This window comes from Erwinia aphidicola (assembly GCF_024169515.1).
GTDB classification, from domain to species: Bacteria; Pseudomonadota; Gammaproteobacteria; order Enterobacterales; family Enterobacteriaceae; genus Erwinia; species Erwinia aphidicola.
Genome location: NZ_JAMKCQ010000001.1, coordinates 4282587 through 4308513 on the forward strand (window position 1 = coordinate 4282587; position 25927 = coordinate 4308513).

Sequence of the window (25927 nt, forward strand, 5' to 3'; positions counted from 1 at the left end):
GCCTGCCGTGAGTTATCAAGCGGTGGTGCGTTCATTCCATGAATCGGAATGAATGATGTTGCCGTCTTTGTAGGTCCAGGTGATCTTTTCGTAGCGCAGCTCAATCTCTTCCAGATGGTTGTGCTTCTCTTTGGACGGGTCCTTGATGTCGTGCATTTTCGGCGCGACCTTCACCAGCTTGACGTTCTCAAGTTTGGTGTTGAAGTACTCCACCTCCTGACCGGCGTCGTTAATTTTGTACCACTTGAACTCGGCAGATTTCAGGGTCTGACCGGTGGTCACCGCCTTGTAGAGATACGGGCTGGAGGAGTCGATCTCCTTGGTAAACATGAACGGCGTGTGCACGCGGGTACCGGTCAGCTTGCCGGTGTTGTTATCGGTCGGGATGTACAGGTTATGTTCCTGCGCCACCACTTCGATGCTGCCTTCACGATCTTTCACATCCACGGAACCTTTGATGTCCGCACCGCCGTCGTCCTTCAGCCACAGATATACTGGTATTGCCATGTGTTACTTCTCCTTTTAATCCCGTCATAATTCGCGCTGCCTCTTTGTTGGCTGCCTTCGTTCACCCCGGTCACATAGTGAACTATGCTCCCGGGGATTCCCTCAGTTGCCGCCGCGATGCAACAGGAATTATTTAGGGCTTACTGTTGTGTCATCATCCTGTGATGACGTTCGGGTTGCTGCTGCCAGACAGGCATCCGCCTGCGGCACCAGACTGATTTCGACCCGGCGGTTTAACGCACGACCTTCCGGGGTATCGTTAGTCGCCATCGGGCGGCTTGCGCCAAAGCCCTGCACCGCAAAGCAGGTCGGCGAGACGTCGCTGGTTGAAAGCATCCAGTCGCGCAGCGCTTCAGCGCGCTTCAGCGACAGCTGCTGATTGGCCTGCGCATTGCCGGTGCTGTCGGTGTGGCCGGCGACCACTATCAGCCAGCCCGGCCGGGCCTTAATATCCACCAGCGCGTTAACCAGCATCTTTAGCGAGCCGGGTTTGAGCACGGACTTGCCGGAGGCAAACAGCGACAGGCTGTCGAGGCGCACGGTTTTTGGCGCTTCCTTCACCACCTCTGGCGGGGGCGGCGGGGGCGGAATATACGAACGAATCGCATCCAGCAGCGGCAGGCGCAGATGCCCCCCCTGATACAGGCCTAAACCCAGCCGCAGAGGTGCGCCGTTGCGGGCATGCTCATCCAGCTCGCGGGCATCGCGACGCAGTACATTGACCGCTGCCGCTTTCATGGCGTAATCATTCATGGCGATACGCGCGTAATGGGCAATATCAAAGGAGACCCGCTGAAGCAGCCGATGGTTATTCCAGGCGCTGCAGCACAGTGCGACAATTCCAACCGTCAACGCCAGCCATAGCGCACCACGCCAGGTGCGCTGGCGCGGGGTCAGGCCATGCCCTGCGGGCAGCAGTTGCAGAACAAACTCCGGCAGCATTGACGGCAGCGGAGACTCCGCAACCTCTGGCGCAAACCATCCTGCTACCTGTACCAGCGCCGTGTGCTGCTGCAGCCAGCGCGTCCAGAGAGAAGTGGCTAATGCCCCGTCAAGTGAAGCACTCAGCCCCCAGACCATGCCTGCGGGGGTGGCGGCAGGCATATCCGGGTGACTGTCGGTTAACACGCGAATCACTTCCTGCTGAAACCACTCCGTCAGGCTGTTGATCAGCACCTGCTGCTGTAATGCGATGCCGCCGCCCGCGGCCAGCCAGCACTCAGGAGGGGTGGGTTTTGCGCTATCGGACCATACGCTGACGGGTTCACCGGCCAGCCGCACCTGCCAGAGAGACTCGCTGACCAGCGCACTGCCCACCTGAGCATTCAGTACCAGCGGCAGTGAATAGCCGGTTTCACGCCGCAGCTGGCCAATCTGCCAGCGCAGTGCCAGCAGGCGGCTGGCCAGCGTGTCACTGTCCTGATGCTGCTGAGGACAGACGCTGATCATCACCGACAGCTGATGTCCCCACTCCCGGCGCAGCGACAGCAGCTGGCGCGCTACCACGTCCAGCGCCTGATGATCGGCCACCCGCACCCAGCAGCCGTGCGGCACGGTCAGTACCGCCGATCCTTCCGGCCAGGCATGCGCGCTGTCGCCGCAGACCAGCACCACCGGCTGACGGTAAGCGACATCCGGCAGGTCATCCGCACACAGCCCGGCTTGAGGCCCGGCGGGACGGCGGGTAACGGCCATCACCCCGGCCAGCAGCACCAGAGCGGCCAGCAGTATGAGCACGGTAGCTAAATGAGGCAGCGGCAGCAGCAGCACGGCGACCAGCAGGACAACCCACAGCGCCAGCGCGCGCTGTAACGCAGGGCTCACTGAACCACTCCCGGCAGCAGCGAAGCCACCAGGCTGCTCAACCAGTGATTCAGCCCCCACCAGACGGCGGCAAGTAACAGCACGGAGAAGCCGATTCGCAACGGCCAGCTGGATAGCCAGCCGCTGAAGCCCAATCCCGCGTTGTTTTCGGCCAGTACGGCCTGCGCCTGCGGCCCGCTGAAGGGTGAAACCTGCGCATTTAACGCGGCGACCAGCTTTTCCCGCTGCGGATCGTTGACTGAACGATAGCCGCCGAGGAAGCCCAGCAACATCACCCGCTGGAAGCAGGTCACAACGAGCGGTTCCGGCGCTGGCTCGCGCAGCACCTCACGCATGCGCTCGCAGAGCATGTCACCGGCATCAACGGTGCCGAGGAAATGCCCCTGCAGAGGCAGGTGAAGCCACTGGACGTAAGCGTCATCCTGCTCGCCGCGCCCCTTAACCACTTCATCGATCAGCGCGCACTGGGCATAGAGAACATCCTTACTCTGTTGGGCATCGTAGCCCGCGTCTTTAAGCGCCTGCTGAACCTTCTCCACTTCTGCGACGCAGCGCTGCCATAACTGCTGACCTTCTCCATCCTTGATCTTTGCGCCGTGGCGCAGGCTGATAACCTGCAGCCAGCTGTTTTGCAGCAGCGCGTCAATATCACACTCGTTTTTCTGGCTCATGTTCTCAGCACCGCAAACAGTTCAAGTTCAGGTTCACCGAGCATGCCCGGTACGTAAAACATGCAGCTGCCGGATTCCAGCATCTCGCGGGCCGCCGGATGCGACAGGTCGAGGGCAAAATACTGATTTTCCAGCCGCAGCGGGATCGCGGCGGGTACGTGGCGTAGCGACTTCAGCGGTATCCCCTGCTGCGACGAATTCACCAGGCCCGTGACGTAATCCGGGCTGCCGACTTTGCACTGGCGCGGGAATTGCTCCTGCAGCTGTACCACCGGCAGCGGGGAGCGGACCGAAAGGTAGAAATCGGCATCCTCGCGCAGGCGCGGCTCCTGCAGACGAGCCAGCCACTGATGCAGGCGCTTGTCGTGCTCAAGTGCTATCGACACCACGCGTGATGGCAGGCTGGCTTCCAGCAGATCGCTGAGCAGATCGAACAGCGCCGGGAATACATGGTTAAGTTCAGCATGCTGATACGCAGGGATCGCGCTGACCTGATGCTCCAGGGAGAAGGTCAGCAGGCTGCCAGCCAGACGGGCAAGCTCCGGATATAACCGCTCCGGCGCACTTTGCGGAAATCGCAGGAACTGGCCCAGTACCGGCTCCGCGCTGTTCAGCGCATTGAGCAGCCAGAACAACGACACATCCGCCACGGCAAAATCGGCCATGCGTTCGTTGCTCTCGCGCCGCATCGCCATCAGGCGGCTGAGGCGCGCGCGCAGCTGCGTCATCAGCTGTTCAAGCTGGGTCAGCAGCCACTGGCTGCTCTGCACGCTCAGCAATGGCGGCAGAAAAGTTTCATCCTGCGTCCAGCTACCCTGACTGTCCTGCCTGAGACGCGCCACCGGGCATACCAGGTAGTCGCCATTGTTCTGATGGGAAAAACGCAGCGTCAGCTCGGGTTTGATCACCGCAATCTGGCGCGTGTCGTCACCAAACTGGTTGCGGATGTCGCGCCAGCGCTGGCGATAGCGCACCGGGCGCTCGGCAATGTCGTCCGGCTGCAAGCAGTTGCCGCCGTTGGCCCTCAGCAGCGGCAGTGCCAGCACCACCACTACGTCTTGCCCTTCAGGCATCATCACCGGCGGCAGATCGTCACCGTTGTTGGTGTCGATCAGCGTGCCGTCCTGAAAGCGCACGTGCAGATGACGCGCCTGCAAACGCCCCAGCTTCAGGGCATCCGCTTCGAACTCGGCACGGATCACGCCCCAGGGATGATTCAGCCCCATTTGTGCAATGCATTCCGTTGACCAGGCCGCATACGCGGCCTGCTGCTGGAAGTGCTGTGGCGAGACCATCACGCCCCGCCCCCACAGCGGTTGTTCCGTTTTCATCCAGCCTCCGCCTTATGCTTTCGCTTTCGGCATCTGGGAAACCAGAGAGAGGTTGACGTCCATCCCTTCCACCTGGAAGTGCGGGATAGCGAACAGCCTGACGCGGAAGAAGCCCGGGTTGTCTTCGATATCTTCGACAATCACTTTGGCATCGCGCAGCGGGTGCGAAGCCTGCAGCTCGTCGCCCGGATCGGTCATTTCCGTGACCAGGCCGCGCACCCAGGTATTCAGCTCCAGCTCCAGCAGGCGGCGGTCCTTGGTGGTGCCGATATTTTCACGCTGGATAAGCTTCAGGTAGTGCGCAATGCGCGACAGCAGGAAGATGTAAGGCAGGCGCGAGTTGATGCGGCTATTCGCCGTTGCATCGGCGGTGTCGTACAGCGCCGGCTTCTGCGTCGAGTTGGCGGAGAAGAAGCACGAGTAATCGCGGTTTTTATAGTACGACAGCGGGATAAAGCCGAGGTTGGCGAACTCAAATTCGCGGGTCTCCGGGATCATCACCTCAGACGGGATCTTCACCTGGTTGCCGGTGCCGAGGTCGTAAAGGTGAATTGGCAGATCCTGCACTGCACCGCCGGCCTGCGGGCCGCGGATTTGCACGCACCAGCCGTTGTTGATAAAGCTTTTCACCATGTTGGCAGCGAAGGCAAACGAGGCGTTGGTCCACAGGTATTTGTCGTGGTCCGGGCCTTTCACCTCTTCAACGTAGTTGAAGCTGCGCACCGGCACGGTATCCGGGCCGTACGGCAGACGGCCGAGCACGCGCGGCATCACCAGGCCGATATAGCGCGAATCGTCGGTTTCGCGGAATGACTTCCACTTGATGTACTCGGCGCGGTCGAAGTAGTTGCCGATATCTTTGATTGCCGCCACCTCTTCCATGTTGTCCTTCAGGAAGAACTGCGGGCCGGCTGAGCCGATAAACGGCATATGCGCTGAGGCCGCCACTTTGGAGATGTTGCGCAGCAGCGCCACGTCCTGCGCCGAGGCGTCGAACTCATAAGAGGAGATCAGCGCGCCAATCGGCTCGCCGCCCGGAGTGTCGTATTCGGCGATGTAGGTGTGCGCGTACAGGCCGCTCTGAATGATTTCCGGCGAGTCTTCGAAGTCCTGGCGCAGATCCTCTTTCGACAGGTCCAGCACTTCGATTTTCACGTTCTGGCGGAAGTCGGTTTTGTCCACCAGCGACTTCAGGCCGCGCCACAGGGATTCCACCTGCTGGAAAGCATCGTGGTGCATCACCGCGTCGAGCTGACGGCTGATCTGCTCGTCCAGCTGCGCGATATGGTGGTCCAGCAGGGTTTTATCCAGCTTCTCCACTTTCGAACCGGACTGGTTCAGACACTCGACCAGCACCTTCATCGCCGCGGTCACGCGCTCGTCGACGCTGGCGTCGGACATCGCCTGGCTGTCCTGCCAGATATCCAGCTCGCTGAGGTGCGACACCGGGCTGAGGTTGATTTTTTCAAACAGTGAAGCGTAAACGCCGCCCGCAGCCGGGCGATCCAGCACGGTGCTTGCACCGGCAGAGGAAATTTCATTTTGCACAGACATCAGCATTCTCTCTATATCGTTCCGTGAAGGGGGATCAGGCTTTTTCAGGCGCCAGAGCGGACAGTTCGCTACGCAGCTCATCACTGAGTGCCGGGTTTTTCAGGATGGTTTCCAGCTCTTTGCGGAAGGTGACGTTATCCAGCAGGTTGGCTTTGAGGTCGCGCAGCAGGTTGCGCATTGCCAGCATGGCTTTAAGCTGAGGGATCTGACGGGCGACCTGCTCCGGCGTGAAGTCCTTCATGTTGCTGAAGGTCAGTTTGACGTTCTCTTCGCTGCCGTCACCGGCCAGGGTGTTTTCAACCGAGATGTTTAACGATGGGGAGAACTCCGCCAGCACGCTATCGAAGTTGTTTTTGTTAACGTTGACTTTCTCACGCTCGGACAGCACGCGCTGCTCCTGACCGTTGCTGAAGTCGCCGGTGACCAGCAGCTTCAGCGGCAGCTCCATTTTCTTACTGGCATTACCCGTGTGCAGGTCAAGCTTGATATTTACACGCGCTTTAGGGATTTCGTTCTGATAAGAGTTGCTCATATTAGTTCCTTTAAACATGCCGTGGAAAGCGCAGGTAAGCACACTTTCCATGTGTGAACAAAAGCGACTATATAGCACTCATCTGAGAAAGGGCAATATGCTAACCCTGTTTTTGTGATCTGATTTATATAGGAATTTTCTTGTTATTTTAGTTAAGTCACTGATTGAAATCGTGAATGACAATTCAGAGCATTCCTAATGAAAACTCAGAAAAACATGAAAAAAGCTTATACCCCCCTTTTTACCCCACCTCAAAATGATTCGCTTTTATTAACTGTTCCAATAAAAAACTGTTAGATATCTCACTAACCCCTCGGCCGTATTTCTACCGCTGGAAATGGATGAAAAATCTGTAGGAAACCTGCCGCGTGACGTCAGCAGATCCAGGATTACACTTAGGCCGTCTGATGCTAAAATGGATGTCGGGCTAACCGCCCGGTATTCCTTGCTTTAGACCTGTCTTTTATCCTCATTATGCGACCGGCTTCACCTGCTATCCGGCCATGATCCAGAATAGAGAGTTCGCTATGCAGCACATCATTGAAGGTTTTTTAAACTTCCAGAAAGAGGTTTTCCCGCAGCAGAAAGAGTTATTTCGCACTCTTGCCTCCAGCCAGAATCCCAAAGCGTTGTTTATTTCCTGCTCCGATAGCCGTCTGGTACCGGAACTGGTCACTCAGCAGGACCCAGGACAGCTCTTCGTGATCCGTAATGCCGGAAATATCGTTCCGTCATTTGGCCCAGAGCCAGGCGGGGTTTCCGCGACTATCGAGTACGCGGTCGTTGCACTGGGCGTAACGGATATTGTGATCTGTGGCCACTCTAACTGCGGCGCCATGAAGGCTATCGCTTCCTGCCAGTGTCTGGACCCGATGCCTGCGGTCGCGCACTGGTTGCGATACGCTGATGCAGCAAAAGCGGTGGTTGAGAAAAAGAGTTACAGCAGCGAAGAAGAAAAATTGAATGCCATGGTGCAGGAGAACGTGATTGCGCAGCTGAACAATATGAAAACGCACCCTTCCGTGGCGGTGGGCCTGCGTAATAATGCACTGCGCCTGCATGGCTGGGTGTATGACATTGAGAGCGGTGTGATCCGCGCGCTGGATAAAGACAGCAAGAAGTTTGTGTTGTTGTCGGAAAACCCGGGCGTCTGTTTCGAGTAAACGCGAACAGGGCCGATCGGCCCTGTAGACGTAGTGGCGGACCGCTTTTTGGTCCGCCCTTTTTTTACGATTGCGCGGGCCGATCGAAAAAGATGATCGGCCCCTACAGTAAGGCTAGCGAGTCAGCTTATAATACTCCGCCGTTGACAGCGGCAGTGGTGCTTTGCCGCGAATGGCATCGGAGATTTTCTCGGCAATCATCACCGTCGGCGCATTCAGGTTGCCGGTGGTAATCTGCGGCATAATTGACGCATCCACCACGCGCAGCTGGTTCATACCGTGTACGCGCCCTTCTGCATCCACCACCGCCATCTCGTCGTTACCCATCGCGCAACTTCCGCAAGGGTGGTAGGCCGTTTCCGCATGTTCGCGGATAAATGCATCAATTTCTTCGTCGCTCTGCACGTTAATACCCGGCTGTAGCTCTTCACCGCAGTATTCTGCCAGCGCTGGCTGGCGCATGATTTCCCGCGTCAGGCGAACCGCATTGCGGAACTCCACCCAGTCGCGCTCTTCGGACATATAGTTGAAGAAGATCGACGGTGCGGCATAGGGGTGCTTAGAGGTCAGCTTGATGCGACCACGGCTCATGGAGCGCATTGGGCCGACGTGCGCCTGGAAACCGTGCTGCTTCACCGGGCTGCTGCCGTTGTAATTGATCGCCACCGGCAGGAAGTGATACTGCAGATCCGGCCAGTCAGGCTGGTCATCGCTGCGGATAAATCCACCCGCTTCAAACTGGTTGCTGGCGCCGGTGCCGGTGCCGTTAAACAGCCACTCTGCGCCGATAGCCGGCTGGTTCCACCACTGCAGCGCCGGATAGAGGCTGACCGGCTTTTTGCAGCTGTACTGCATATAGACTTCCAGGTGGTCCTGCAGGTTGCGACCTACGCCCGGCAGGGCATGCACCACATCAATATCCAGCTCGCGCAGCCACTCTTCCGGGCCAACGCCGGAGCGCTGCAGGATCTGCGGTGAGTTAATCGCCCCGGCGCACAGCAGCACTTCACGCGCCGCTTCGGCCTGTTCCTGTTTACCGTTACGCAACCAGGTGACGCCAGTGGCGGTTTTACCACTAAACAGAATGCGGTCGGTCTGTGCATGGGTAATGATGGTCAGGTTCGGGCGCTGTTTCGCGACATCGAGGTAGCCGCGCGCGGTGCTGGAGCGGCGGCCCTGCGGCGTGACGGTACGATCCATCGGGCCAAAGCCGTCCTGACGGTAGCCGTTAAGGTCATCGGTCTCAGCGTGCCCTGCCTGCTGCGCGGCATCAATAAAGGCGCGGAACAGCGGGTTATTGCCCTTTTTCGGCGTGGTGACGCTGAGGTAGCCTTCACCACCGTGCCAGTCATTTTCACCAATGTCGCGCTTCTCAGCGCGGCGGAAATAGGGCAGACAGTTGAGATAGGACCAGTTTTCCAGCCCGGGCTTGCTCGCCCAGTTGTCATAGTCCATCGCATTGCCGCGAATGTAGCACATGCCGTTGATCAGGGATGAGCCGCCCAGGCCTTTGCCGCGGCCACACTCCATGCGGCGGTTGCCCATATGCGGCTCGGGATCGGTCTCGAACGCCCAGTTATAGCGTTTACCCTGCAGCGGGTAAGCCAAAGCGGCTGGCATTTGGGTACGGAAGTCCCAGCGGTGGTCTTTGCCGCCTGCTTCCAGTAACAGTACCGATACGTCAGCATCCTCAGTCAGTCGCGTTGCCAGCACGTTGCCCGCTGAACCTGCACCAATAATGATATAGTCAAATTTCTGCATTAAACCTCCGGTAAGAGTGCCGCGACGCGTACGCCGCGGCGAAAAATCAGAATGCGGATGGATAGTCGCCCATCTCAATCAGAATCGATTTAGTACGCGTGTAGTGGTGCAGCGTTTCCAGGCCGTTCTCACGCCCGACGCCCGACTGCTTGTAACCCCCCACCGGCATCGGCGCAGGTGATTCACCCCAGCTGTTTACCCAGCAGATGCCGGCTTCCAGCTGGTGGATCACGCGGTGTGCCCGATTCAGTGAGGTGGTAAACACCCCTGCGGCCAGACCGTACTCGGTATTGTTGGCGCGGGCGATAACTTCGTCTTCGCTGTCGAAGGCAAGAATGCTCATTACCGGCCCGAAGATCTCTTCACGCACAATACGCATCTCATCGCTACAGTCGGTAAACACCGTTGGCTGCACGTAGCACCCTTTCGCCAGTGGGCCTTCGCTGATACGCGAGCCGCCCGCCAGCAGGCGTGCGCCCTCTTGCTTACCAATCTCAAGGTAGGAGACCACTTTCTGGCAGTGTTCTTCGCTGACCAGTGGACCGAAGTTCACCGCCGGATCGGTTGGATCGCCGCAGTGAATTCCGGCCATTTTCTCTTTGAGGCGCTGCTCGAACGCTGGCAGCAGTGAGCGCTGCACGAAAACGCGGGTGCCGTTAGTGCACACCTGGCCGCTGCTGTAGAAGTTGGCCATCATCGCACCGTCAACGGCACGTTCCAGATCGGCATCGTCAAACACCACCAGCGGTGACTTGCCGCCCAGCTCCATAGTGACGGATTTCAGGTTGGCTAAGGCCGCATCGGCCATCACGCGCTTGCCGGTATTGACTTCCCCGGTGAAAGAGACTTTGGCGATCTGCGGATGCTGGCTCAGACCCTGACCGACGGTTCCCGCACCCTGCACCACGTTGAACACGCCATCCGGCAGACCGGCTTCGGTGAAGATTTTTGCCAGTTCCAGTGCGCTCAGCGGGGTCACTTCGCTGGGTTTGAATACCATTGCGTTACCGGTGGCGAGCGCCGGGGCGCTTTTCCACATGGCAATTTGAATCGGGTAGTTCCACGCGCCGATACCGGCGCAGACGCCGAGGGGTTCGCGGCGGGTGTAAACCAGTGCAGTGTCACGCAGCGGGATTGACTGGCCTTCAACGGCCACCGCCAGCCCGGCGTAATACTCCAGCACGTCTGCCCCGGTAACGATGTCGACCGCGGCCGTTTCGCTGATTGGCTTGCCGGTATCGGCGGTTTCCAGCTCGGCCAGCGACTGATTGCGCTCGCGCAGGATTTCAACCGCTTTCAGCAGCACGCGGCTGCGTTCCACCGGAGTGTAGCTGCGCCAGATTTTTTGCCCTGCGTGCGCAGAGGCAACGGCAGCATCGATATCCTGCTGGCTGGCGCCTGAAATTTCTGCCAGCACTTCACCGTTGGCAGGATTGATGGTGGTGAATGTTTCGCCCGTTCCGGACACTTCGCGTCCGTTGATGTATAAACCACGGCGTTGCAACTCGGCCATGTCTCCTCCTTTTAAGGGGTGGGTGCGCTGGTTAACCACAGCGCTAAATTTTGATAGCAGAGTGAACGAGCCTGCTCCAGGCCCTGTTCCATCGGCTGAGAAGTCAGCGTCATCCGTAACCATGTACCGTCAATAAGTGCGGCCATGCTGGCTCCGGCGGCACGCGCCTGCTCTTTCGGCAGCACGCGACTGAAATGTGCCGTCAGGTTGGAATAAAGACGGCGGTCGTTAATGCGCTGCAGACGATGCAGATTGGGCTGATGTAAACTGTTAGTCCAGAACACCAGCCAGGTTTTCAGCACCGGCGAGGTGATATCTGCTACGTCAAAATTGCCGTTGATGATAGCCGTAATTTGCGCCTGAGGGTCCGCCTGTGCATCAGCCCGGTGGCGCTCAAGCGCCTTGTACAGGTCTGACATTATCTGGCGCATACAGGCATATAACAGACCGTTTTTGTCACCAAAGTAGTGGCTGACAATGCCGGTTGATACCCCAGCCTCTTTCGCTATTAGCGCCAGGCTGGCATCTGCCAGCCCAACCCGGTCTATCACTGTCAGAGTGGCATTGATTAACTGCGCCTGACGGATCGCCTTCATTCCTATTTTTGGCATCGGCTTCATCGGTTTTGGCTATTGAATGAGAGTAATTGTAGACGTTTTATATTGAACGTTCAATCAATAAAAACCTTTAATGTGGTTGAGGCGTTTTTTTAGATCAAAAATTATCGCTATTTTTGTGACCTACATCACTCAAAGTGGGTTTAGCATGAATTCCGCCTGCTTCATCTTGCTAGCACTATGAATAACCACTGTTTTTAGATCTTCAGTTAGCATAAATACCCATCGATAAACCTTTGTGCAGCAGATGTCGCCATACACGAAGGCGCTAGCGAAATTATCTGCATAATGAACAAATTTCACGCCACTCACCCTCACTTAGGTTGGTTACTTGTTGTAAAACAGCATATTTAACTATTGAATAACAAAAACCACTCAGTTATCGCTATAAAAATGCGCGATGACGGTGATGAAAAAAAACTTGCCTCTGTGGGTTCGATCGGCGAAATTATCCGGCGTTTTTCAACTTCTATAACTATAAGACGAGCGTACGTCCCGCGTTGCGTCGACTTAATTCCTGCCACAAAACAGGTCAAGAATTCAGAGGTACAAGTGTCAACTGCAAACAAACAACCCGAGGCACCAAGCCTCAACGCTTTCAAACAACCTAAAGCGTTTTATCTGATCTTCTCTATCGAATTATGGGAACGTTTCGGCTATTACGGACTACAGGGGATTATGGCGGTCTACCTGGTGAAACAGCTGGGCATGTCCGAAGCACAGTCGATCACCCTGTTCGCTTCCTTCAGTGCGCTGGTCTATGGCCTGGTGGCCGTGGGCGGCTGGCTGGGTGATAAAGTGCTGGGGACCAAGCGCGTTATCGTACTGGGTACGCTGGTACTGGCGCTGGGCTATGCGCTGGTCGCGTGGTCGGGCCATGACGAGGCGATGGTGTACATCGGGATGGCGACTATCGCCGTCGGTAACGGCCTGTTTAAAGCTAACCCCTCTTCACTGCTCTCGACCTGCTACGAAAAAGATGACCCGCGTCTCGATGGCGCTTTCACCATGTACTATATGGCGATCAACATCGGTTCCTTCTTCTCTATGCTGGCTACGCCGTGGCTGGCCGATAAATATGGCTGGAGCACCGCCTTCGCGCTGTCATTTGTCGGGATGCTGATCACCCTGGTGAACTTTATGTTCTTCCGTAAGTGGGTGAAAAACTACGGCTCCAAAGCAGACTTTGCCCCGCTGAACGTCGGTAAACTGCTGGCGACGCTGGTCGGTATTGCCGTCATGATCGCCGTGGCTACCTGGCTGCTGCACAACCAGGAGATTGCCCGCCTGGTGCTGGCGGTGATTGCGGTTGGTATCGTACTGGTGTTCGCTAAAGAGGCCTTTGCTCTGCAGGGTGCCGCGCGCCGTAAGATGATTGTTGCTTTCCTACTTATGGTGCAGGCGATTGTCTTCTTCGTGCTGTATATGCAGATGCCAACCTCGCTGAACTTCTTTGCGATTCGCAACGTTGAGCACAGCATTCTGGGTATTACTTTCCAGCCGGAGCAGTTCCAGGCGCTGAACCCGTTCTGGATTATGATTTTCAGCCCGCTGCTGGCCGCAATCTATAACAAAATGGGTGACCGCCTGCCGATGCCGCACAAGTTTGCGCTGGGTATGGTGCTTTGCTCTGCCGCCTTCCTGGTGCTGCCGCTGGGCGCGTCATTCGCTAACCAGTTGGGCATCGTGTCGGTTAACTGGCTGATCCTCAGCTATGCCCTGCAGAGCGTGGGCGAGCTGATGATTTCGGGTCTCGGCCTGGCAATGGTGGCACAGCTGGTGCCGCAGCGCCTGATGGGCTTCATCATGGGCTCATGGTTCCTGACCACCGCGGGCGCAGCGATGGTGGCCGGTAAAGTGGCAAACCTGATGGCGGTGCCGGAAAACATTACCGACCCGCTGCTGTCGCTGCACGTCTATGGCGATGTGTTCCTGAAAATTGGTATCACCACCGGCGTGATTGCCGTACTGATGATTCTGGTTGCTCCGCTGCTGAATCGTATGACGCAGGATGAACAGCCGGTTCCTCAGAAAGTGAAAGCCTGACGGCTGACGCGGTAATGATCGGGGCGGCAGCAATGTCGCCCTTTTTTATTGCTCGTCGCCCGCTGCAAGCGAAGAATCCGCATATTCCACGCTCAACCCTGCCGCGGGCAGCAGCTGACGCAGGCGCAGGATGCGCTGCGGTGCCAGCGTCCAGAAGCGTTCTACCCGCCCCTCCCCCGGCCGCTGCCACAACACTTCCGCCCGCCCCTGTATATGCAGCGCCGCTCCCTGCTGAAAGTCCATAACCAGTAGCGCCACGCGCGGCTCCAGCAGTATGTTACCCAGCGTATTCATATAGCGATTGCCGCTGTAGTCCGGGATCAGCAGCTTACCTCCGCTGAGGGTTATGAATCCCGGCACTCCTCCACGATGGGAAATATCCGCGCCGCCCACCCCACCTGCGCGCCTGACGTGGCTGGCGACAAAAAAGGTGTCGGCAGCGGCGATCAGATAGCGTGCATCGGCATCCAGCGCGGCAAGAGGCTCCACCCCTGGCTGACGCCTGCTGTCAGGGGGTGGCAGCACCCGTCGCTGAATATACTGCGGACAGTTACCAAAGCTCTCCTGCACGCGAATGCGCATGCTGTGCTGGTCAATACGCTCAACCACCCCGTTGACGCGATTTCGCCGCCGGTTAGACAGGTCGATGCCCAGCCCGCCAAACGGCATGCCGGGCTGGATAGCGGGCAGATACGGCCAGTTATGCAGCGCGCTGCGCGAAATATCCAAATGCTGTTCATCCGGGGTGGCAATAAACCCCGGAGCCCCCTGAATCAGCGCGGCAACCGGATAACCGTCAGCACCCGCAAAGGTGAGGTAAAAGGTCTGCAGCCCCTGATAAAACAGGCGATGTTGCTCCGGCATCGTCGGGTAGATCGCCGCTTTCACCCGCTGATACCCGGCCTTTTCCTGCGCCTGCTGCTCCCCCCGATGGAACATATTCACTCCTCCGCCGGCAGCGGCAGTGCCGGGAGTGCGATAAAGCCCGGCAGCGCTTCAATACGCTGAAGCCAGCGCTGGATTGCGGGATAGTGACGCAGCGAAATGCCCCCTTCTGGCGCACGGGCGATATAGGCATAGCAGGCGAGATCGGCAATGGTTGCACGCTCAGCGACCAGCCATTGCCTGCTGCTCAGGTGCGCTTCCAGCTGGGGTAAGAATTTTGCCGCCACCGCCCGCGCTGAGTCGTAGTTTTCCGCCACGCCAAACTGCTTAATCAGGCGAGCCGACGCCACGCCGTAGCGGATCTCGCCAGCCGCTTTTGCCAGCCACTGATGCACCGCCACCTCCTGCGACAACTCCTGCGGCAGCCAGCCGCTTGCGGGGGCATAGCGTTTTACCAGCCAGATCATAATGGCATTACTGTCGGTAATCACCGTCTCACCCTCCACCAGCACCGGGATCTGGCCCAGCGGGTTAAGCGCGATGAACTGCGCGCTTTGCCTGTAGCCAGCATCGGCTTCTACCCAGTCCGCAGAGAGGTTCAGCATACTCAGCAGCAGTTTGACGCGATGAACGTGCCCGGATAGTTCGCTGCCATATAAAGTTAAGCCTGTCATTGTCATCTCCTCAGTTTGAATTGATTAAGCTTACTCTTGCTGAAATCGGCGTAAACGGGCAAAAATAACAATTCATAATTACGAAAAGTGGAACAGTGATGGATAAACTGGACGAGCTGGCGGTGTTTGTTGCCGTGGTGCAGCAGGGCAGCCTGGCCGCCGCCGCACGCAAATTACAGCGCTCTGCTCCGGCGATTACGCGCACGCTGGCGGCGCTGGAGAGCCGTTTTGCCCTCAGCCTGATTGAACGCTCCACCCGGCGTCTGTCGCCGACTCCAGCCGGGATAGCCCTGTATGAGCGTGCAACCGTGCTGCTGGAGGATTATCAGCAGGTCTTAGAAAGCACCACCCGCAATCAGCTGAGCGGTAAGCTGCGTTTAACCGCGCCCGTGATGTTTGGCCGTAAGCATATTGCGCCGCTGCTGCTGGATTTTATGGCGATCTATCCCGATATCCAGATTGAGCTGATGCTGAGTGACAGTTACCAGGACTTGATTGAGCAGGGGCTGGATATGGCCGTCAGAATTGGACAGCTGCGCGACTCCTCGCTGGTGGCGACTGAGGTCGGCCACGTGCAGCGCGTGCTGGTCGCCAGCCCGCACTATATTGCGACCCACGGTGCGCCTGAAATACCCGGACAGCTGGCAGATCACCCGCTTATTGCAGGGACGATCCCTGCTCAGCAAAGAGAGTGGCGTTTTCGCGCCGAGGCCCAGCAGGAACGCGTGCGCATCACCCCCAGGGTGACGGTCAACGACGTGGAAACCCAGCTTGTCGCTTGCCGCGCAGGTAAAGGCATTGCGCGTCTGTTCTCCTACCAGGTTTATGACGACCTGCAAACGGGTGTACTGAGCGAGGTGCTGGCGCAATATCGCCCGCCGGCGGTTCCGGTCCAGCTGGTGGCGCAAAATGTGAAATATATGCCGGCGCGGGTGCGCGCATTCTGGGATCTGGCCCGCACCAGGCTACCGGAGATTGAGAGCTTGCACTGGGTTAAATAATCAGCAATTAATTTACCTGGCCACTCAAGGTTGTGCTGGCTTTTTGACCAGCCAGGGTTAAGCTGAAGGGATCTGCGCCACTGACGATAAGGAGCAAGTAATGAAACTGTACTGCAAATCCGGAGCCTGTTCGCTGTCACCTCACATTGTACTGCGTGAAACCGGGCTGGATTTTACGCTGGTGAATATCGATCTGAAGGCTAAAACCACCGAGCAGGGGGAAGATTACCTGCTGATCAACCCGAAGGGTCAGGTCCCGGCGCTGGAGCTGAATGACGGGTCGGTACTGACCGAGGGCGTGGCGATTGTGCAGTATCTGGCGGACCTGAAATCCGACCGCCAGCTGCTGGCACCGGCAGGCAGCCTGACCCGTTACCACACCCTGGAGTGGCTCAACTTTATCGCGACCGAGCTGCATAAAGGCTTCAGCCCGCTGTTTCGCCCCACCACGCCCGAAGAGGTAAAAAACCTGGCGCGGGAACAGCTGATGCAGAAATTCCAGTACGTGAATAATGAGCTGAAGGAGAAGCAGTGGCTGTTGGGGCTGCGTTTCACCGTCGCCGATGCCTATCTGTTTACCGTGACGCGCTGGGCTCATGCCATCAAGCTGGATCTGAGCGGGTTATCTGCACTTAACGAGTGGTTTGAACGGGTTGCGGCGCGGCCTGCGGTGGCGGCGGCCCTGAAAGCGGAAGGCTTGAATTAACAAAACGGGCAGGCGCATTTCTGCCCTGCCCGTTTCTCTTACAGTTTTACCGCGGCAAAGTGCTGCTGCGGCTCGGCAATCGCCTGCTGCGCCGCGACCAGCTGCAGTTCATACTCGCCCATCTGATGCGTTTTCAGCATCACCTCATACACCGCTGCCGTCACGTGCTCCAGCGCCTGCTGGAGAGACAGGCCGTGCAGCAGATCGACCAGCAGCAGCCCGCTGGTGAGGTCGCCCACGCCAACCGGCTGGCGCACGCCGAAATCGATCAGCGGGCGGGCAATGTGCCAGGCTTCATCGACCGTCACCAGCAGCATTTCAAAGCGATCGCTGCGATAGCCGGCTCGCGCCAGATGCTTGATTAGCACGACTTTTGGCCCACGGGCAATGAGTTCGCGTGCAGCTGCTACCGCTTCTGCCACGTCCGCCACCTGACGGCCGCTGAGCATTTCCAGCTCCAGCAGGTTTGGCGCAATGATGTCGCTGGCTGGCAGTGAGGCATGAGTATGAAACTCCGCCACGCCCGGCGCCACAATACAGCCTTTCTCCGGATGCCCCATCACCGGGTCACAGAAATACCAGGCGTCCGGATTGGCGGCTTTCACCATGCGCACGATCTCAAGGATAGCTTCGCCCTGCTCGGCGGAACCAAGATAGCCGCTAAGCACGGCATTGCAGGTTTTCAGGCGGTCAATATCACCAATCCCGCGCGCGATGTCCGTCAGGTGGCTGGCCGGCATCACGGAACCGGTCCAGTGGCCGTACTGAGTATGGTTGGAGAACTGTACGGTATTCAGCGGCCAAACGTTTGCGCCAAGGCGACGCATGGGGAATTCTGCTGCGCTGTTACCCGCATGACCAAAGACCGTATGAGACTGGATGGAGAGAATGTTTTTCATCGCGCTAACCTGACCTTTCTTGCCATTAAAAAAGCCGGCGTTAACCGGCTTAGGGACGGAGCAAAACCCCGACCGATTTTATTATTTCCAGCTGATTAAGCTGTAGTTCTTTTTACCGCGGCGCAGCAGCGTGTACTTATCGAACAGGCGGTCATCAGCGCTAAACGCATACTCGGCGTTAGTCTGCAGCGTGCCGTTAATGCTGACGGATTTGGCATCAATCAGTTTGCGCGCCTGCCCGCGGGAGGGGGCCAGTTCAGAATCAACCAGCGCCTGCTGCAGATCCTGACCGGACTCCAGCTCCACGCCCGGCATACCGTCCTGCGCCAGCTGCGCCAGATCCTGCTCTGTCAGCTCGCTCAGTGCGCCGGAGAACAGGCTTTGGGTGATGCGTTTAGCCGCCACCAGGCCCTCTTCGCCGTGCACCAGTCTGGTGACCTGCTCGGCCAGGACATACTGGGCGCGGGGTGCTTTGCCGCTGTTTTTGTCTTCTTCTTCCAGCGCATTGATCTCGTCAATGCTCATAAAGGTGAAGAACTTCAGGAAGCGATAAACGTCAGCGTCAGCGGTGTTGATCCAGAACTGATAGAACTTATACGGGCTGGTTTTCTTCGCGTCCAGCCACACTGCGCCACCTTCGGTCTTGCCAAATTTGGTGCCGTCTGACTTGGTGATCAGCGGAACGGTCAGGCCAAAGACCTGATTCTGATGCAGGCGGCGCGTCAGGTCGATGCCGGAAGTAATGTTGCCCCACTGGTCGGAACCCCCAATCTGCAGCGCCACGCCGTGACGCTCGTTCAGGCAGGCAAAGTCATAGCCCTGCAGCAGGTTGTAAGAGAATTCGGTGAAGGAGATCCCCTGGTCATCGCGGTTCAGGCGCTGCTTAACGGCTTCCTTGTTGATCATCTGATTCACAGAGAAATGCTTGCCTATATCACGCAGGAAGGTCAGCACGTTCATGCCGCCAAACCAGTCATAGTTATTGGCCGCAATGGCGCTGTTGTCACCGCAGTTAAAATCGAGGAACGGTGCTACCTGGTGGCGGATTTTTTCCACCCACTCATTCACGGTATCGCTGGTGTTCAACTTGCGCTCGGCCGCTTTAAAACTCGGGTCACCGATCAGACCGGTGGCCCCACCGACCAGTGCCACAGGCTTGTGTCCGGCATCCTGAAAACGCTTCAGGCAGAGCAACGGCACCAGATGTCCCAAATGCAAGCTGTCGGCAGTCGGATCGAAACCGCAATAGAGAGCGATTGGCCCCTGTGCCAGTCGTTCTGCTAACGCTTCCTCGTCCGTTACCTGGGCAACAAGGCCCCGCTCTTGCAATTGTTTGATCAGGTTACTGCTGGCCATCTAAGACTCCATGTAAAAAAAGTCTGCACCTGGGCTGGTACACAGCTTTCCGCTGAAACGCGGAGAAAAAATAAGGGGTATAGAATAAAGCGCGGGATCGGGCTGGTCCAGCGCTTAGCGGCATTATTTCGTGTTTACGGTGCCAGGCGGTCAATTTTCCACGCATCGCCTTCGCGCTGGTAGAAAAATCTGTCATGCAGGCGGTGAGCCCCCCCCTGCCAGAACTCCATTGAGTCGATTTTGATGCGGTAGCCACCCCAGAAACTCGGCAAGGGGATCTCGCCCTGCTGAAACTTCTGCTTCAGCTCCAGGAACTTGCCTTCCAGCACGCCACGCGCCGAAATGCGGCTCGACTGCTTTGACACCCAGGCACCGAGCTGGCTGTCGCGCGGGCGGCTGTGGAAATACTTCACCACTTCCAGCGTCGACAGGCGTTCCACCCTGCCCAGCACCATCACCTGGCGCTCCAGCATATGCCATGGGAACAGCAGGCTGATGCGCGGATTGGTTTCCAGCTGCTTCGCTTTGCGGCTCCCCAGATTGGTATAAAACACCATACCCTGAGCATCGAAATGCTTAAGCAGCACGATACGTTGATAGGGCTGGCCCTGCTCGTCTACGGTCGCGACGCTCATGGCCGTCGGATCCGGCAGCTGGGCCTCAACCGCCTGGTTAAGCCAGTGTTCAAACAGGCTCAACGGGTCTTCAGGAAGATCCTTGCGGCGCAGGCCACCGCGCGTATATTCACGGCGCAGATGGGCTATTTGTTGCAGGTGATCGCTGTCGGTCATCATTGCGGCTTCTGAGTAGTGAGGGATACGGCATTGTGCGCCGCACCCTGCAATATTTCAATCAGTTAACGGGCTGGAACCTGTTGACAGTCGTTAATAATTATTCGGTCGTTGCGCTCAACAAAGGCACTGTCGCCCTTTGACCAGAAGGTATAATGACCGTCACTGTAGCGGGTGCCGGAAGCCGCAACCTGCTGCTTCAGAACCAGCTGTTCACCGTCCAGAATCAGGCTCACTTCCTCTTTGCTGTTATCCAGCTTCACCGTCAGCGGCAGGGTGCCACAGGTATAATGCAGTGTTTGCACCTGCTCTTGATCCTCAGGCTGGAAATAGCTGCAGCCGGACAGGGCAACCAGTAAGCCTGCGAGATACCACTTTTTCATCATTCACTCCTTGTTAGTTCTCCACTCTGCACTCAGGGTAGAGTGCCGTTTCAGACGATGCAATCAGCGAATTGGACGATTTGCCGGGAATATTGCCCCGATAACAGAGGCTTCGCGCGCGCCGGTAACGGAGGGCAGATTGCCCGGCAGGCCGCTCAGCGTGCGCCAGGCTAGCCAGGCAAATGCCAGCGCCTCCATATCGTCTCCGCCGATCCCTGCCTCGTCCGTGCTGCTGACTTCGGTTCCCGCCAGCTGCGCCGCAATGCGCGCTATCAGCAGTGGATTACGCCCGCCGCCGCCACACACCAGCAGACGGTCGCAACCGCCGCTCAGCAATACCTGCTCGCAAATCGTGGTGGCGGTCAGTTCCACCAGCGTCGCCTGCACATCCTGCGCTGCCAGCCCCGGGAAGGTGGAGAGTTGCTGTTCCAGCCAGCTGAGGTTGAAGTATTCTCGTCCGGTGCTTTTCGGTGCGGCCAGGGCGAAGTACGGGTCGCTCAGCATCTGCTGCAACAGCGGCCAGACTACGCTGCCCGATGCCCCCCATGCGCCATCCTTATCGTATGGCAGCCCCTGCTGACGCCAGACCCAGGCGTCCATCAGCATATTGCCGGGACCGGTGTCAAAACCGCGCAGCGTTTTGCCCGGCAGTAACAGGGAAAGATTGGCGATGCCACCGATATTCAGCACCATTCGCCGCTCGGTGGGATGGCTGAGCACTGCGTGATGAAACGCCGGGACCAGCGGCGCACCCTGCCCGCCAAGGGCCATATCGCGGCGGCGGAAATCGCCCACTACCGTAATCCCCGTCGCGGCAGCAATCTGATTGTTGTCGCCGATCTGCAGAGTGTTTGGCGCATCCCCCAGCGGCTCATGCCACACCGTCTGCCCGTGGCAACCTATGGCGACAATCTCCTCGCTGGCGATCCCCTGCTGTTTCAGCAACGCCTGCACGGCCTCGGCGAACAGCCGTCCCAGGCGGGTATCCAACTGGCCTAATTGTGAAAGCGTCAGCGACTGTCCCTGACATATCGCAAGGATCTGCAAGCGCAGTTCCTGAGGGATAGGATGACTGTAGCTTGCCTGCTGTGCCACCATCTGACCATCAATGGCGGCCAGTACCACATCAATACCATCAAGACTGGTACCGGACATCACGCCAATGTAGCGCCCTGATTTCATGCTTTACCCCTACCCGGGTGTGAGTTTCATGCTCCCAGCCTGGCAAAATTAACGCCGCAATTCTATGATTTAGGCATCTTTAATTGGCGATGAAATTTATCTGGCATTTTATGTTGTGATTGAAGCGACGTTTAATCGCGTTGCATTATGTTTCTGCGGTGCTTTTACAAACTATTAGTGAGTAACGTGCCGGTTGTGCCATATAATAATGCTATTGACCGCTGCTATGGTTGGCAGCACCTGTAACAGATAGGAGTTCTATTATGATGAAGCGTTTAGTCGTGGTGGCGCTTGCCGGGATGACGCTAGCTGGCTGTGTGAATGACAACACCCTTTCCGGTGATGTTTACAGTGCCTCTGAAGCGAAACAGGTGCAGAGAGTGACCTATGGTACGCTGGTTTCTGTGCGTCCGGTACAGATCCAGGGTGGCGATGATAGCAATATTATCGGGGCGATTGGTGGTGCAGTGCTGGGTGGTTTCCTGGGTAACACCGTCGGTGGCGGTACCGGGCGCAGCCTTGCCACGGCAGCCGGTGCCGTGGCGGGTGGTGTAGCAGGCCAGGGCGTGCAGGGCTCTCTGAACAAGAGCCAGGGTGTAGAGCTGGAAATCCGTCAGGATGATGGCAACACCATCATGGTGGTACAGAAACAGGCAGCCAGCCGTTATGCCGTTGGCCAGCGTGTTTCAATGGCGTCAAACGGCAGCCAGGTCACCGTTTCCCCACGCTAATCCGCAATCCGCTCGTATGATAAAAAAAAACCGGCCTGAAAGCCGGTTTTTTTATTCGTCTTTTCCCTGAAGTTCAAGGATATTTTTTTCCAACCTGGCGATCAGCGTCACCATCTTGTCGATCTCCGCCTGCGAAATACCCGCGAGGATATCATCGCGAGTGGCGTCAATAACGTGCTCAACCTGAGTGATAATCGGCTCGGCCTGTTGTGTCAGCTTGATGCGTTTCGCCCGGCGGTCACTGGCGCAGGTGCTGCGCGTAATCAAACCTTTCTCTTCAAGCTGGTCCAGCGTGCGTACCAGAGAAGGCTGTTCGATACCAATGGCTTTTGCTAACTGAATCTGCGACTGCTCAGGCGGAAGCTGATGGATATTATGCAACGTAACCCAGTGGGTTTGCGTCAGCTCCAACGGCTTGAGTCGCTGATCGATCAGAGCACGCCAGATGCGTACTAATCTTGCAAGGTCGGTTCCCAAGGGGGTATCCAATTTCAACTCCTTATAATTAGCTTGCTAGCTATCACGCCTCATTCTAGACTATTCTGCGAGTTTACAGGACAAAATACAAATCCATCCTTAGAGATGTCGTATTAAGTTGTCGGTCGCCTGCAACGCACCGGGAAGAAGGATTCAGCGTTTGATAACATCACTTTTGCCCTCAGCAAGTCCCTTCACCGACCTGGTGTTGGGTGCTTCGCTCTATTTTCCACCGCTGTTTAAAGCCGTTTTACTCGGTTTTTTCATCTGGCTGCTGCTTCACCCCCTGCTGCGAGACTGGATGTATTCAGGTGAAATCTGGCACCCCACGCTGCTGGATCTCTCGCTGTTCATTCTCTGCGTAGCAGCTTCGCTGTGGCTATTAATCACCGGGTAAGACTATGAAACTGAGTTCACTGAAATACTTTTCAACCCTGATTTTTTTCACTGCTGCGATCGCGGCGGGCTGGTGGATGTGGAACTACTACATGCAGTCGCCGTGGACGCGCGATGGCAAGGTGCGTGCTGAACTGGTGAGCATCACGCCGCAGGTTTCCGGACGAATTGAGAAGCTGGACGTTGAGGACAACCAGTTTGTTCACAAAGGGGAGCGGCTGTTCACGCTGGATGATGAACCTTTCCGGATTGCCGTGCTCAATGCAGAGGCAAAGCTGGCGCAGGCGCAGTCTGACCTCGTCAAAGCAGAGCATGAAGCCCGCCGCCGCCAGAACCTGCCGCGTAATGTGATTTCCGCAGAAGATCTCGATGCGGCCAACCTGCAGGCAAAATCGATGAGTTCAGCCGCGAAAGCTGCGCAGGCGGAGCTGGATCAGGCTAAGTGGAATCTGTCACAAACGGTGGTTTATGCGCCCACCGATGGCTGGATTAATAATCTGGCTACGCGTATCGGCGATTACGCCACCACCGGAACGCCCCTGTTTGTGCTGGTCGATAGCCACTCTTTCTATGTTGTCGGCTATTTTGAAGAGACCAAGCTGCGCCACATCAAACCCGGTGCGCAGGCCAATATCCGTCTCTACAGCGACGACCGTCAACTCGCAGGAACCGTGCAAAGTATTGGCCGGGCTATCTACGATCAAAGCGTAGAAACTGACAGCGGGCTGACGCCGGATATCAAACCGAATGTTCCCTGGGTCAGGCTGGCACAGCGTGTTCCCGTGCGAATAAAGCTTGCGAACGTCCCTCCGGACGCATCGCTGGTTGCCGGAACAACCTGTACCATTTCGATCCAGCACTGAGGCCCTGATGAATTTTAGCTGGCTGGAATGGCAGCAACTTCCGTGGATCAAAGCCACGAGTGGCCAATGGCGCTATGCCCTGCGCAACGCGATTGCCATGTGTCTGGCGCTCAGCATCGCTTACGGGTTACAGCTGGATGAACCCTACTGGGCAATGACCTCCGCTGCCGTAGTCAGTTTCCCTACCCTGGGCGGCGTAATCAGTAAAAGCCTGGGCCGTATTGTCGGCAGCATGCTAGGGGCCGCTGCCGCGCTGATTATTGCCGGGCATACCCTGAACGACCCATGGCTTTTTGCTGTGGCCATTGCCGGCTGGCTGGCGCTCTGCACCTGGGTGTCGAATCATTATCAAAATAACGTCGCTTATGCCTTTTCTTTGGCGGGGTATACTGCAGCAATTATCGCGTTTACCAGCGTCAACGTGGTTGAGATCGATGATATCTGGACTATCGCTCAGGCGCGCGTCTGCGAGGTTATCTCCGGGATCCTCTGCGGCGGCCTGATGATGATGATATTGCCCAGCACCTCAGATGGTGATGCCCTGATTCGCTCGCTGAAAGAGATGCACGGCAAGCTGCTGGATCACGCTACCCTGCTGTTGCAGCGTGAAAGCACCGACAATATCCGCCAAGCCCATGAGAACGTTATCGGCCAGATCCTGACGATGAACCTGTTACGTATTCAGGCATTCTGGAGCCATTATCGTTTTCGGCGGCAAAACAATGTACTCAACTATATCCTCCACCAGCAGCTGCGCCTGACCAGCGTCATCTCCAGCCTGCGGCGAATGCTGCTACTGTGGGAAAATCCGCCCGAGGTACTGTTTAGCGCTATGCATCAGATGCTGGCCGAGTTAGCCCGCGGGGATGCTGACAAATACCGGCTGGCACAAATTCTGCGCTCTGCGGCTCCGCAGGACCGCACGGATTATCGGCATCGTGCTTTCTGGAATCGTTTACGCTATTTCTGCTGGCTGTATCTGAATATCTCGCGCTGGTTACGACAGTTTGAACGCGCAGATAGCCAGGCCTGGCTTTCGCCTCCCCCCTCACCGCCACTGGCGCGCCAGGCCGATGGCGCCGAAGCGGGGTGGAATGCCTTACGCACTTTCTGCGTTATTTTACTGGGATGTAGTTTTTCTATCGCCACTCAGTGGGAGTCGGGACCGTCAGCCCTGACGCTGGCAGCCATTAGCTGCGTGCTTTACTCATCATCCCCTTCCCCTACCAGCAGCGTTTCGCTGTTGTTAAAAACCCTTGGCCTGCTGTCGATATTCAGCTTTGTCATGAAGTTTGGCCTGATGGTGCAGGTTAACGTTCTGTGGCAATTCCTTATTGTGCTATTTCCACTGCTGCTAACTTTACAACTGTTCAAACTTCAGCAAAAAAAACGGGCGGCACTCTGGGGTCAGCTGATCGTCTTTATGGGATCTTTTCTCGCCGTAACTAATCCACCCACCTATGATTATCAAAGCTTTATCAATGATAACCTGGCCAAAGTCTGCGGCGTGATGCTGGTTTGGATAGCCTTTCATATTCTCCGTCCCAGCTCGGACAAACGCCGCAGTCGGCGCCACATCCGATCGCTACGCCGGGAGTTCGTTGACCAGTTAGGCAGGCACCCACGGCTCAATCAGGACAGTTTTGAGTCACTGATCTACCACCGCATTGACCAGCTCAATAACAGCCGTGACGATCAGGCCCGTTTGTGGCTGTTGCGCTGGGGAGTGGTACTACTGAACTGTTCGCATATCGCCTGGCAGCTGCGCGAATGGCGCCCTCGAACGCCTGAACTGGCGCAAATCCGCGATGCGGTTCTGAAGGATCTGCAAACCATCATCAGCGAGCGCGGTGTTCATCACGTTTCACTCAATGACACGCTCAACACGCTGCAGCAGCGCATTGATATGTTAAGCCGTGCTCAGGAAGAACAGGAAACGGAACTGGCGGGCATTATCTGGCGCTTACTCTGTTCGTTGTCACAGCTCAGACAGGGCTAAACCCAGTTTTTGCGCAGTCGCTCTGAAAATTAATAACAGGCGGTATTATTTTTACGCAGACAGGT

25 protein-coding genes are annotated in these 25927 nt (G+C 57.0%); 8 read left to right on the plus strand and 17 right to left on the minus strand.

The window, feature by feature from the left end:
* Positions 1–15: 15 nt before the first annotated feature.
* The 6 genes from J2Y91_RS20040 to tssB form a co-directional block, all read right to left on the minus strand.
* Positions 16–507, minus strand: coding sequence for an Hcp family type VI secretion system effector (locus J2Y91_RS20040; protein WP_099754210.1), 492 nt, complete (start codon positions 505–507; stop codon positions 16–18).
* A 129-nt stretch (positions 508–636) separates the two neighbouring features.
* Entirely contained in the window at positions 637–2331 is a 1695-nt protein-coding gene (locus J2Y91_RS20045; RefSeq protein ID WP_133623536.1) for an OmpA family protein, read from the minus strand.
* A complete protein-coding gene (gene tssL / locus J2Y91_RS20050; RefSeq protein ID WP_048916127.1) occupies positions 2328–3002 on the minus strand; it encodes a type VI secretion system protein TssL, short form in 675 nt (224 codons plus the stop codon). The genes J2Y91_RS20045 and tssL overlap by 4 nt, the downstream gene beginning before the upstream one ends.
* Positions 2999–4333 carry a type VI secretion system baseplate subunit TssK gene (tssK, locus tag J2Y91_RS20055; RefSeq protein ID WP_133623535.1) on the minus strand — a complete coding sequence of 445 codons (1335 nt, stop codon included), beginning with the start codon at positions 4331–4333 and terminating at the stop codon, positions 2999–3001. Before tssK ends, tssL begins: the two co-directional genes overlap by 4 nt.
* 12 nt (positions 4334–4345) lie before the next feature.
* On the minus strand, positions 4346–5893 hold the full coding sequence (gene tssC / locus J2Y91_RS20060; protein WP_133623534.1) for a type VI secretion system contractile sheath large subunit: 1548 nt from the start codon (positions 5891–5893) through the stop codon (positions 4346–4348).
* 28 nt (positions 5894–5921) lie between these two features.
* Positions 5922–6419 carry a type VI secretion system contractile sheath small subunit gene (tssB, locus tag J2Y91_RS20065; RefSeq protein ID WP_133623533.1) on the minus strand — a complete coding sequence of 166 codons (498 nt, stop codon included), beginning with the start codon at positions 6417–6419 and terminating at the stop codon, positions 5922–5924.
* A gap of 527 nt (positions 6420–6946) precedes the next feature.
* Here tssB and J2Y91_RS20070 point away from each other — a divergent pair.
* Positions 6947–7582, plus strand: a complete 636-nt coding sequence (locus J2Y91_RS20070; RefSeq protein WP_048916131.1) for a carbonic anhydrase — start codon at positions 6947–6949, stop codon at positions 7580–7582.
* Between the two features lie 114 nt (positions 7583–7696).
* Here the strand turns inward: J2Y91_RS20070 and betA are convergent, their stop codons facing one another.
* The 3 genes from betA to betI are packed head-to-tail and all read right to left on the minus strand — an operon-like array spanning position 7697 to position 11467.
* Positions 7697–9343: a choline dehydrogenase gene (betA, locus tag J2Y91_RS20075; protein ID WP_048916132.1), complete on the minus strand. Its 1647-nt coding sequence runs from the start codon at positions 9341–9343 to the stop codon at positions 7697–7699.
* Positions 9344–9389: 46 nt separating this feature from the next.
* Entirely contained in the window at positions 9390–10856 is a 1467-nt protein-coding gene (gene betB / locus J2Y91_RS20080) for a betaine-aldehyde dehydrogenase (protein WP_253539251.1), read from the minus strand.
* Between the two features lie 11 nt (positions 10857–10867).
* On the minus strand, positions 10868–11467 hold the full coding sequence (gene betI, locus J2Y91_RS20085; RefSeq protein WP_048916133.1) for a transcriptional regulator BetI: 600 nt from the start codon (positions 11465–11467) through the stop codon (positions 10868–10870).
* Between the two features lie 558 nt (positions 11468–12025).
* Here betI and dtpA point away from each other — a divergent pair.
* Positions 12026–13519: a dipeptide/tripeptide permease DtpA gene (dtpA, locus tag J2Y91_RS20090; protein WP_133623532.1), complete on the plus strand. Its 1494-nt coding sequence runs from the start codon at positions 12026–12028 to the stop codon at positions 13517–13519.
* Between the two features lie 45 nt (positions 13520–13564).
* Here the strand turns inward: dtpA and J2Y91_RS20095 are convergent, their stop codons facing one another.
* Together J2Y91_RS20095 and J2Y91_RS20100 are read right to left on the minus strand one after the other, a co-directional pair.
* Positions 13565–14458: a PNPOx family protein gene (locus J2Y91_RS20095; protein WP_133623531.1), complete on the minus strand. Its 894-nt coding sequence runs from the start codon at positions 14456–14458 to the stop codon at positions 13565–13567.
* 2 nt (positions 14459–14460) lie between these two features.
* Complete coding sequence (locus J2Y91_RS20100; protein ID WP_133623530.1) at positions 14461–15078, minus strand: glutathione S-transferase; 618 nt, start codon at positions 15076–15078, stop codon at positions 14461–14463.
* Positions 15079–15176: 98 nt separating this feature from the next.
* Here J2Y91_RS20100 and J2Y91_RS20105 point away from each other — a divergent pair, with 98 nt between their 5' ends.
* Together J2Y91_RS20105 and gstA are read left to right on the plus strand one after the other, a co-directional pair.
* Entirely contained in the window at positions 15177–16079 is a 903-nt protein-coding gene (locus tag J2Y91_RS20105; RefSeq protein WP_133623529.1) for a LysR family transcriptional regulator, read from the plus strand.
* A gap of 100 nt (positions 16080–16179) precedes the next feature.
* Positions 16180–16785, plus strand: coding sequence for a glutathione transferase GstA (gstA, locus tag J2Y91_RS20110; RefSeq protein ID WP_133623528.1), 606 nt, complete (start codon positions 16180–16182; stop codon positions 16783–16785).
* A 38-nt stretch (positions 16786–16823) separates the two neighbouring features.
* Here the strand turns inward: gstA and pdxY are convergent, their stop codons facing one another.
* The 5 genes from pdxY to anmK form a co-directional block, all read right to left on the minus strand.
* Positions 16824–17684 carry a pyridoxal kinase PdxY gene (gene pdxY, locus J2Y91_RS20115; RefSeq protein WP_133623527.1) on the minus strand — a complete coding sequence of 287 codons (861 nt, stop codon included), beginning with the start codon at positions 17682–17684 and terminating at the stop codon, positions 16824–16826.
* 81 nt (positions 17685–17765) lie between these two features.
* Positions 17766–19040 carry a tyrosine--tRNA ligase gene (tyrS, locus tag J2Y91_RS20120; protein ID WP_048916140.1) on the minus strand — a complete coding sequence of 425 codons (1275 nt, stop codon included), beginning with the start codon at positions 19038–19040 and terminating at the stop codon, positions 17766–17768.
* 134 nt (positions 19041–19174) lie between these two features.
* Positions 19175–19831, minus strand: coding sequence for a pyridoxamine 5'-phosphate oxidase (gene pdxH / locus J2Y91_RS20125; RefSeq protein ID WP_133625061.1), 657 nt, complete (start codon positions 19829–19831; stop codon positions 19175–19177).
* 65 nt (positions 19832–19896) lie between these two features.
* A complete protein-coding gene (locus tag J2Y91_RS20130) occupies positions 19897–20217 on the minus strand; it encodes an MliC family protein (RefSeq protein ID WP_048916141.1) in 321 nt (106 codons plus the stop codon).
* 60 nt (positions 20218–20277) lie between these two features.
* Entirely contained in the window at positions 20278–21396 is a 1119-nt protein-coding gene (anmK, locus tag J2Y91_RS20135) for an anhydro-N-acetylmuramic acid kinase (protein WP_133623526.1), read from the minus strand.
* A gap of 263 nt (positions 21397–21659) precedes the next feature.
* On the opposite strand from anmK, the gene slyB reads away from it, so the two are divergent.
* Positions 21660–22127, plus strand: a complete 468-nt coding sequence (gene slyB, locus J2Y91_RS20140; RefSeq protein ID WP_048916143.1) for an outer membrane lipoprotein SlyB — start codon at positions 21660–21662, stop codon at positions 22125–22127.
* 51 nt (positions 22128–22178) lie between these two features.
* On the opposite strand, the gene slyA is transcribed toward slyB, so the two are convergent.
* Positions 22179–22622, minus strand: coding sequence for a transcriptional regulator SlyA (gene slyA, locus J2Y91_RS20145; protein WP_166643177.1), 444 nt, complete (start codon positions 22620–22622; stop codon positions 22179–22181).
* Positions 22623–22764: 142 nt separating this feature from the next.
* Here slyA and J2Y91_RS20150 point away from each other — a divergent pair, with 142 nt between their 5' ends.
* The 3 genes from J2Y91_RS20150 to J2Y91_RS20160 are packed head-to-tail and all read left to right on the plus strand — an operon-like array spanning position 22765 to position 25862.
* Entirely contained in the window at positions 22765–23001 is a 237-nt protein-coding gene (locus J2Y91_RS20150) for a DUF1656 domain-containing protein (RefSeq protein WP_048916145.1), read from the plus strand.
* Positions 23002–23005: 4 nt separating this feature from the next.
* Entirely contained in the window at positions 23006–23863 is an 858-nt protein-coding gene (locus J2Y91_RS20155; RefSeq protein WP_253539253.1) for an efflux RND transporter periplasmic adaptor subunit, read from the plus strand.
* A 7-nt stretch (positions 23864–23870) separates the two neighbouring features.
* The gene (locus tag J2Y91_RS20160) at positions 23871–25862 is read left to right on the plus strand and encodes an FUSC family protein (protein ID WP_048916147.1); all 1992 of its coding nucleotides are present in this window, start codon (positions 23871–23873) and stop codon (positions 25860–25862) included.
* Positions 25863–25927 lie beyond the last annotated feature (65 nt).